At 37.6% G+C, this 8773-nt stretch carries 6 protein-coding genes; 2 read left to right on the top strand and 4 right to left on the bottom strand.

From position 1 onward, the window contains the following. Positions 1-378: 378 nt before the first annotated feature. Both H5117_RS18980 and H5117_RS18975 read right to left on the bottom strand, forming a co-directional pair. On the bottom strand, positions 379-522 hold the full coding sequence (locus H5117_RS18980; protein WP_182738894.1) for a hypothetical protein: 144 nt from the start codon (positions 520-522) through the stop codon (positions 379-381). 24 nt (positions 523-546) lie between these two features. Beyond that, the gene (locus H5117_RS18975; protein ID WP_182738893.1) at positions 547-1035 is read right to left on the bottom strand and encodes a hypothetical protein; all 489 of its coding nucleotides are present in this window, start codon (positions 1033-1035) and stop codon (positions 547-549) included. 1294 nt (positions 1036-2329) lie between these two features. On the opposite strand from H5117_RS18975, the gene H5117_RS18970 reads away from it, so the two are divergent. Next, positions 2330-2737 (top strand): SMI1/KNR4 family protein, encoded by a 408-nt coding sequence (locus tag H5117_RS18970; protein ID WP_182738892.1) that lies wholly within the window; start codon positions 2330-2332, stop codon positions 2735-2737. A 239-nt stretch (positions 2738-2976) separates the two neighbouring features. Here H5117_RS18970 and H5117_RS18965 read toward each other — a convergent pair whose 3' ends face one another. Both H5117_RS18965 and H5117_RS18960 read right to left on the bottom strand, forming a co-directional pair. Next, entirely contained in the window at positions 2977-5547 is a 2571-nt protein-coding gene (locus H5117_RS18965; RefSeq protein WP_182733732.1) for a TonB-dependent siderophore receptor, read from the bottom strand. Positions 5548-6064: 517 nt separating this feature from the next. Next, on the bottom strand, positions 6065-6379 hold the full coding sequence (locus tag H5117_RS18960) for a DUF962 domain-containing protein (protein ID WP_182738891.1): 315 nt from the start codon (positions 6377-6379) through the stop codon (positions 6065-6067). 164 nt (positions 6380-6543) lie between these two features. On the opposite strand from H5117_RS18960, the gene H5117_RS18955 reads away from it, so the two are divergent. Then, positions 6544-8700, top strand: coding sequence for a prolyl oligopeptidase family protein (locus H5117_RS18955; RefSeq protein ID WP_182738890.1), 2157 nt, complete (start codon positions 6544-6546; stop codon positions 8698-8700). The last annotated feature ends 73 nt before the right edge of the window (positions 8701-8773 follow it).

The raw sequence follows: 8773 nt of genomic DNA, 5'->3' as shown, positions 1-8773 counted from the left end.
AAACACCGCTTTGGGAAGACGTTCACGCTAACTACGAAACTGAAAATGAACGCATTCAGTTATCGAATTATCAGCGTGATCTTCAACTACGAAAAGTGAAATGATGTCTATGAATCACACATCTACAGCATGACTAGGCATCGCACAACATCAAGATTATTTTACTTTTTACTTTCGCCCTGCGTTTACTTTCAGTATATGTATTTTATAAAAGTTAAACGCATGGCGTATAGTTTATGACCCAAAAGGAGGTCTTTAAGTTAATAGTATCAAGTGTATAAATTAGCGTTTAAGGTTTCGCCTCAACATGCCACTTTCCAGAGCTTGTTAGATGATTTAATAATGGTCTATATAAACCAAATTGAGCTAAGTAATTATCTAATGTACCAGCTTTTGCTGCCAATCAACTGTGCGACCAGAATCCTTACCAACGGTAACGCCATAAGTTGCTTTTGCATCATCTAAAAATGCATTAATACGTTGTGAAATTTTTTTTCCTTTCGGATCGAATATACTAGCCATCCTAACTCCTATTTATTGTTTAAACTAATTAAAATATATTGCTCGTAACTTCAAAGATTCTTTATCGAATCCTAAAATAACTATGTGCTCTACATCGCTTTGCCCACGAAGAAAAACCATAATATCAAGTGATTTCCAATGTTCATCAATACTATTAAATTCTTCGGTAAAATCTGAAATAGTGAACTGTTGCTTTATGGGTTCTTCACCTTCAATTTTAATAGGCTCTAATATTTTAAGTACATCGTTTAGCTCTTTGGCATTACTAGCTAGTAAAGTACTTTTTTTACCTAGTACAAAACCGTAACCGTCATCTGCAGTTTCCCATTCTTGCTTAGTAACTATAAAAGGAATTGAGGACGCATCAGCTAATAGAGATAAATTATTTATATTTATTGCATTACGAAGGAGAGTACTTTGCTTTTCTAGTGCTGGTGTATCTAGTTTATCTAAACACCCCGAGCTTAAGACTGCAAAAAGAGTGACAAATATAATGTTGACGAATTTAAGCATGAAATAAACATTCCTTTGATAGTTGATGAATACTATTTTAAAAAAGAGTCATCAAACAAAAATAACTTGGTTTATTTAGACATAAATTACATTATATTTAAATGTTTTTGAATTTTTAACTGTGTTTATATTTATTAAATTGAATAATTACCAAGCGTCGTTATTGTTAGGACAAGAGTATAAGTGGTAAAGCAATTTTGAAATGGCACCATGGTGTTTAGTTGGTGAGAATAAAAGACATTAAAAGCTATGTAGCATTATAAGAAAGGATAATTACTTTCGGCAACTTTATAAAAATCATTAATCATATCAATCAGTAAAAAGCAATGGAGTGATTATTGGTACATGTGATGGTGGCGGTTATTACTTATTATTTTAGCAAGAGTCTGAGCGCGCTGGTGAAGTAGGGCTATTTTTAACGGAAACCTACGGACAGGAAGTGTCTAAATTTAATACGTTCACTGATTATTTATCTTTTCTGGTTACGCATACTCCTGAGCCTGAGCTAGTTGATGTAGATTACGATATAATAATGAATATAATTAAAGATTAATTCTGGTTTGAAAATAACCAATAAAAACAAATAGTATAACTAAGTCTTTAATTTAAATTAATGGGTTCTCCTAATGATGGGACAAATTATTACCACTCAAGTTAAAGTTGGAGCTTCAACAAGGTGCATGTGTAAACTAAATGCTGAACTAAGTTTATTTAAAAACGACAAATGGGTACCAAAACAATGATAGAGCGACACTACAATTAAACGCATATGGAATTAGCAATTAGATATTAATAGATTCGAGAAGTTATTCCATAGGCATTAATACTATTAAAACTAAAAACAGTGGTACTGTTCTTGAAAAAATTTAGCAAGCGTTAGATGCCTTTGCAGATTATGTAGTTGCTGAATTCGATCGCTCAGATCAATTGCGTTATCTCACGCGAAAAGAATTTGGTGCAGCAAATTTGAGTTTGTTATACGTGTTGATAAAACATTTCCAGTTGCTATTGATGGTGAAACCTTTGAGCTTACAGATGGTTATAAAACCTCGCATATAAACACAGGGCGTAGGAAAGCATTTTACAGCGCAGTGATTTTACGTGATCGCTCAGCAATCCATTCTTTGAGCGCAAGATGAATTGGTTGGTATAAACTAGGTACTTTTGCTAAGTATTTTAGCGGGGATTACCGTATCAACAAATTAATATGCTCTTAAATATTCTTTTGTAAATACTTATCGTTTAGTGCACCATGGTAGTGGTTGTTTATTATATCAATTTGAGATCTAAGCTAGTGAAAATCCGAAACAGTTACCCAAAACTATCCAATGAAAGAATCCTTGAAAAATTTTCTCAATATGATTTAGCTCCACCTAAAGAATATACAGACTTTTTAGAAAAGCATAATGGTGGTTACCCAGAAGTTGAATGTGAGTACATAGACGAAGATGATGGCGAATACACAATATCATTAGATTGTTTTTATGGCATTTGCGATATAGATACAAATATGTCTGTATTTGCCATTAGGGGTTTTTTAAGTAAAAGTATACCTAGTCAACTTTTAGCGATAGCGAGTGATGGTATTGGCAATAAAATTTGTTTAGGTATTGGCGGTGACTATTTTGGGAAAGTCTATTTTGGAATAAAGACGATGAAGCACGCTTCCAAGAAGAGGAGAATTTCAATAACGTTGAGTTAATTACAAGTTCATTTGATTTGTTTTTATTATCTTTAGCTCCAGCCTGAAATAAGTAAACCAAATAACCAATAAATTTACGTTAATTAATCGGTTTCAAAACTAAATAGTTGCTTATGATTACTTTGCTTTGGTTTTAGTTATAGAGCTTATCAAAGCCGGGTTTTTCTAACTTTGAATATGTTTACACTGTGTAGGAATATCTGCATGGTTGTAAGTCATGCAGATATTTTAATCAATGATTAAAACTTCATTTCTATTTTACCGTACACGTAGCGTCCGTTAAATCCATACGGCGAGAAGCTAGAGTAAGCAAATAAACGTGAGAAGGTGGTTACATCGTCAACATTTTCACGGGTTGCATCTGGATAAACATCAAAAATGTTATTAGCCCCTAAGCTCAGCGATAAGTTTTCACTAAGCGAGTAGGCTACATCTAAGTCGGTTATCCATTTAGGCTTAAGCACTTCATTACGTTCTGGGATATCTGAAGGGTCTTGAGTTTCGCCGTAACGTGTTGTTCTAAGCGTGGTGCGTATGTCGTCGTTAGTCCATGTTGCGCTTAAGTTGTACTTATTACGCGGTGTGCTTACTTCAAAACGACGCAGCTCAGTGCCTGAGAACAAGTTGTCTTGATCAAACCCAGCACCTTGCAGCTCTGCTGGTGGGTCGATAATATTTGTTACTTCATTTTTACCGTAGTTGTAACCTAGGTTAAAGGCTAAATCGCCATAACCATCAGTTGCTACATTATAAGAGGCAACCACATCAACACCACGGGTTTTGCTGTCAATTGCATTTAAGAAGAAACGACCTTGGTTAGCGCCTGTGCCTTGAAGTAAATCGGCAATAGCATCGCCCGATAAGTTGTTTGATAACACAATGCGGTCATCAATTAATATTTGGTAGTAATCAACCGATAAGCTGAAATTAAAGTCGGTAGACCATGTAAAACCAACGCCGTAGTTAGTAGCTTCTTCTGCATCAAGACCAGGTGAGCCCAGTGCTTTTGCTACATCGCTGCTTGGTGCGAACGTACCTGTTTCGGTTGGTTCGCCATCAACAAATACAGTGGCCACTGAGGTAAAGTATTGTTGCTGCAAAGAGGGTGCTCTAAAACCAGTTGATACAGAGGCGCGCAGCGCTAAGTCTTCAGTTAATGAATAACGAGTCGCAACTTTACCGTTAAGTGTATCGCCAAAGTCTGAGTAATCTTCATAACGGGCGGCAACCGCTAAATTCCAATCGTCGGTTAGGTAGGTTTCAAGGTCTATATACAAGCTCACGTTATGGCGGCTATTGTCGCCCTCTGATTCGGGTGTAAACCCCGGGAATACTTGTGCGCCCGCTGCGCCAAATGGGCCATCGACTGGGTCGGTTACTGCGCCTCCTGGGCCAAATGTGCCTTGTGCATATGAAGCTTCTTCGCCTGCATCTATTTGGTATCCTTCGCGGCGATACTCAGCACCTACAGCTACACTTACCGAGCTTTCTAAAAAGCTGACGTCTACTTCGCGACTAAAATCAACGTTTAAGGTAAGTTGATCGTAAGTAAGTGTTCCTGCATCAAAGCTTGTTTGGCTAGTCGGGCCGTATGAGGTATTTAAACTATTTATTACACCAAACTCAAATGCATCTTGACCATATACGGCCGATACATCGTAATTCCATTCACTTACAAAACCTTTAGCGCCAAGTGCCAGTGAAAAGTCATCTATGTCTGAGGTGATAACAGGTAAAAAGCCATCAGGGTAAACTTCTTCTATATTACGGCTATCGCTTGCACGGCGATAAAAACCACCGCCTTCGCCTTCGCGTTTGCTGTAAGAGCCAAACGAATATAAATCGACCTCATTTGTTAACTGGTAACCTGCGTTATAAAACACTGAAAAGTCTTCTACATCGCCATTACCAAAGTTATGGTTATATCGATTTACGGTAAGTTCACGTGGGTCGAGAGAGCCATCATCTAATCGTGCGTAGTTTTCACGATTATCGTAGTCAGAGCGGTTAGTTGAATGGCGGTCGCGGTATTCTGTTGAAATGTTTAAAAAGCCATTATCGCCAAGTTCAAAACCCATATTACCTTGCAGCGTTAGTGTTTGGCCGTCTGTTAAAGAGCGATCGCCCCCTTCGGTAAAGGCTAAATTACCATCACTGCCTTCAGATACAGACTCAAGCTGTGGTACACCGTCCATTTCGGTTACGTTAGCACCATATATAGCCGCCACTGAGCCACCGCTGCTGGCACTTTTAAGCACAATATTAATAACACCGGCTATAGCATCAGAGCCATATTGGGCTGCTGCGCCATCACGTAATACTTCAATGCGGTCGATAGCATTTGCTGGAATTGCATTTAAATCAACTGATGATGAACCACGACCCGTTGAGCCATTTAAGTTAAGTAATGCATTACTGTGGCGGCGTTTACCATTAACAAGCACTAAAGTGTGATCGGGTGCTAAACCACGAAGTTGAGCAGGGCGTACATGATCACTACCATCAGTAAGTGATGCTTGCGGGAAGTTAAAGCTAGGTAATAAATTGCTAAGTAGGGCATTCGTTTCAGTAAAGCCTGAGTTTTTAAGTGCATCTGCACCAATTATATCGATGGGTACTGCACTGTCTTCTACTGTACGGCCTAATCGGCGAGAGCCAATTACGCTTATTTGTTCGATGTTTTCTTCTGCTTTGGTGTCTTGCTCTGCAGCATTTACTGAGAGCGAACCAAGTAGCGCAGCTGATGCACTCATGGCGAGTAATATTTGTGGTACCGACTGCTGTAATTTAAATAACGGTTTTCTATTCATGCTGTATTTCCCCATACCCATTGAATTATTTTAGTTTAGTTTTGTACAAAAAGATAAAGATTAAATCTCTTTGTTACCTTGAACATATACTTAATTAACAAATCCAGTCAATTGAATAACATTCAATTAATTTAAGGGTTTTTATAATTACATTTGGTTGTTTTTTATAATGACCATTGTTTTAGTTATATAGCGAAGGTAATTGCTAAGTAATTGATGGATAATGAATTATATTTAAAAATTAAATTTAACGTTTAATTAACTGGTAAGATGAGGTTGGTAGGTTTAACTAACTATTTGTAGGAAGCCATTTTTATTGGGCTGGCAATAAACAACTGTTGAGCTATAAATATTTTTAAAAATATAAAATAAAAATACACCCATTAAATGTTAACTAAATTAACATTTAATGGGTGTATTATAAATTATGTACTACTTATTAGAACCTATATCTTAAAGCATGAAGTAATTTTGTTTTTATAAGTAATTGGTATAAAAAAGAGTGCTAGAAATAGTGTTAAAATTTAATTTTTCCAATAAGTATGTCTTTAAACATTACCCAATCTCCCCACAAACTGTAAAAAGGGTGTTTAAAAGTAGCAGGGCGGTTTTTTTCAAAAAAGAAATGCCCGACCCACGCAAACCCATATCCAACAACAGGTAATAGCCACAATAAACTGTAGTGTTGTTTTAATAATGCTATTGCGATTACAACAAGAACGAGGGTGCTTCCTATAAAATGTAAGCGGCGGCAAGTCACGTTGCGGTGCTCTTTTAAATAATAAGGGTAGAAGGCTTTAAAGCTTTTATACGTGGGGTTTGTACTTTGCATAGTGTGCTCTTTTATTGTTTTTTATTTTAATGAGGGTCGTGCTATTAAAGCGTAAGTTTACATTTGTTTACAGCGATAAATGGCGCTTAACGCATCTAAATAGACAAAAGGGCTAAAAGTTAATAACTTAGGCGCACTATTAATAAATAAGAATGGAACTCAGGATGTTTAAACATACTCTAGCGTGTGCTGTAATTGTAGCGCTTAGCGGCTGTTCAGAGCCAACTAATACGGTAACTCAAGAAGAAGTAAAAGCACCTATGAAGCAAGTTAACGCAGTTATATACCCAGAAACAAAAAAAGGCGATGTAGTAGATACCTACTTTGAAGAAGCGGTTAGTGACCCATATCGTTGGCTTGAAGATGACATGAGCAGCGAAACTGCCGATTGGGTTAAAACGCAAAATAATTTAACGTTTTCTTATTTAGAACAAATTCCTTATCGCGATAAGTTAAAGCAGCGCCTTGAAAAACTAATGAACTACGAAAAAATAGGCCCTCCTTTTACTGAAGGCGATTACACCTATTTTTATAAAAACGATGGCCTGCAAAATCAATATGTTTTGTACCGCAGTAAAGATGGTGGCGACGTTGAAGTATTTTTAGATCCAAACAAGTTTAGTGAAGATGGTACGACGTCTATGTCGGGTTTATCGTTTTCAAAAGATGGTTCATTACTCGCTTATCAAATATCTGAAGGTGGTAGCGACTGGCGTAAAATTATAGTTATTGATGCACATACTAAAGAACAAGTTGAAGAAGCGCTTGTTGACGTTAAATTTAGTGGCATTGATTGGTTAGGTAACGAGGGCTTTTATTATTCAAGTTACGAAAAACCTAAAGGCAGTGAGCTGTCGGCTAAAACAGATCAGCATAAAGCGTATTACCATAAGCTAGGTACTGCACAATCTGCAGATAGTGTTGTATTTGGTGAAACTGATGAACAAAAACATCGCTATGTAGGCGCTGATGTAACACATGACGGCCATTACCTGCTTATTTCTGCAAGTACGTCTACCTCAGGCAATAAGCTGTTTATAAAAGATTTAACAAAAGAAAACAGTGAGTTTGTAACGGTTGTAGGAAATACTGATTCAGATACATCAGTTATTGATAACGAAGGCAGCAAGCTGTTTTTAGTTACTAACCTTAATGCACCAAACAAAAAAGTAGTGACGGTTGATGCAAGTAACCCAAGCCCTGAAAATTGGGTTGATTTAATTCCTGAAACCAAAAACGTACTAAATCTTACAAAAGGCGGCGATACCTTTTTTGCCAACTACATGGTTGACGCGATTTCGCAGGTAAAACAGTACAACAAAAAAGGCGAGCTAATTCGCGAAATTACATTGCCAGGCGTGGGTACAGCACGTGGTTTTGGCGGTAAAAAAGATCAAACAACGCTTTATTATTCGTTCACTAACTACAAAACACCAGGTACTACTTATACGTTTGATGTAGCTACGGGTGAATCGGGTGTTTATCGTAAGTCGGCTATTGATTTTAATAGTGATGATTACACGTCTGAGCAAGTGTTTTACACATCAAAAGACGGCACTAAAATACCGATGGTAATTACCTATAAAACAGGCATTAAGCTTGATGGATCAAACCCTACAATTTTATACGGTTACGGTGGTTTTAATATTAGTTTAACGCCAAGCTTCAGCCCCGTTAATGCAGTATGGCTTGAACAAGGTGGTGTGTACGCCGTTGCTAATATTCGTGGTGGTGGTGAGTACGGTAAAGACTGGCACAATGCAGGCACTAAATTGCAAAAGCAAAATGTGTTTGACGATTTTATTGCCGCAGCTGAGTATTTAAAAGATAAAAAGTACACGTCTAAAAAGCGCTTAGCACTTCGCGGTGGCTCTAACGGTGGTTTGTTAGTTGGCGCAGTAATGACGCAGCGCCCAGACCTATTCCAAGTTGCTCTACCTGCAGTAGGTGTACTTGATATGCTGCGCTACCATACATTTACTGCCGGCGCTGGCTGGGCATACGACTACGGCACCAGTGAGCAAAGCAAAGAAATGTTTGAATACATTAAAGGTTACTCACCACTTCATAATGTAAAAGCAGGTGTTGAGTATCCAGCGACTATGATCACAACTGGCGATCATGATGACCGAGTTGTTCCTTCGCATTCGTTTAAGTTTGCCGCTGAGCTTCAAGCAAAGCAAACGGGTAATAACCCAACGCTTATTCGCATAGAAACCAATGCTGGGCATGGTGCAGGTACACCAACGAGTAAAACAATTGAGCAGTACGCTGATATATTTGGTTTTACGTTATACAACATGGGCGTAGAGTCGTTATAAAAGCGCTTTAACAAAATAGCTAACTTTAATGGCTGAGCAAAAAGGCCGAGTAAATTAAATTTACTCGGCCTTT

This window comes from Pseudoalteromonas sp. SG45-1, assembly GCF_014164135.1.
In the GTDB taxonomy this organism is placed as follows: Bacteria; Pseudomonadota; Gammaproteobacteria; order Enterobacterales; family Alteromonadaceae; genus Pseudoalteromonas; species Pseudoalteromonas distincta.
Note: the sequence above shows the minus strand (reverse complement) of the source record. Positions and strands in the feature narration are given on the sequence as shown.

Coding starts and splice junctions, on each gene's coding strand:
- H5117_RS18955 (WP_182738890.1), top strand. CDS start 6,544: ATGTTTAAACATACTCTAGCGTGTGCTGTAATTGTAGCGCTTAGCGGC.
- H5117_RS18980 (WP_182738894.1), bottom strand. CDS start 522: ATGGCTAGTATATTCGATCCGAAAGGAAAAAAAATTTCACAACGTATT.
- H5117_RS18965 (WP_182733732.1), bottom strand. CDS start 5,547: ATGAATAGAAAACCGTTATTTAAATTACAGCAGTCGGTACCACAAATA.
- H5117_RS18975 (WP_182738893.1), bottom strand. CDS start 1,035: ATGCTTAAATTCGTCAACATTATATTTGTCACTCTTTTTGCAGTCTTA.
- H5117_RS18960 (WP_182738891.1), bottom strand. CDS start 6,379: ATGCAAAGTACAAACCCCACGTATAAAAGCTTTAAAGCCTTCTACCCT.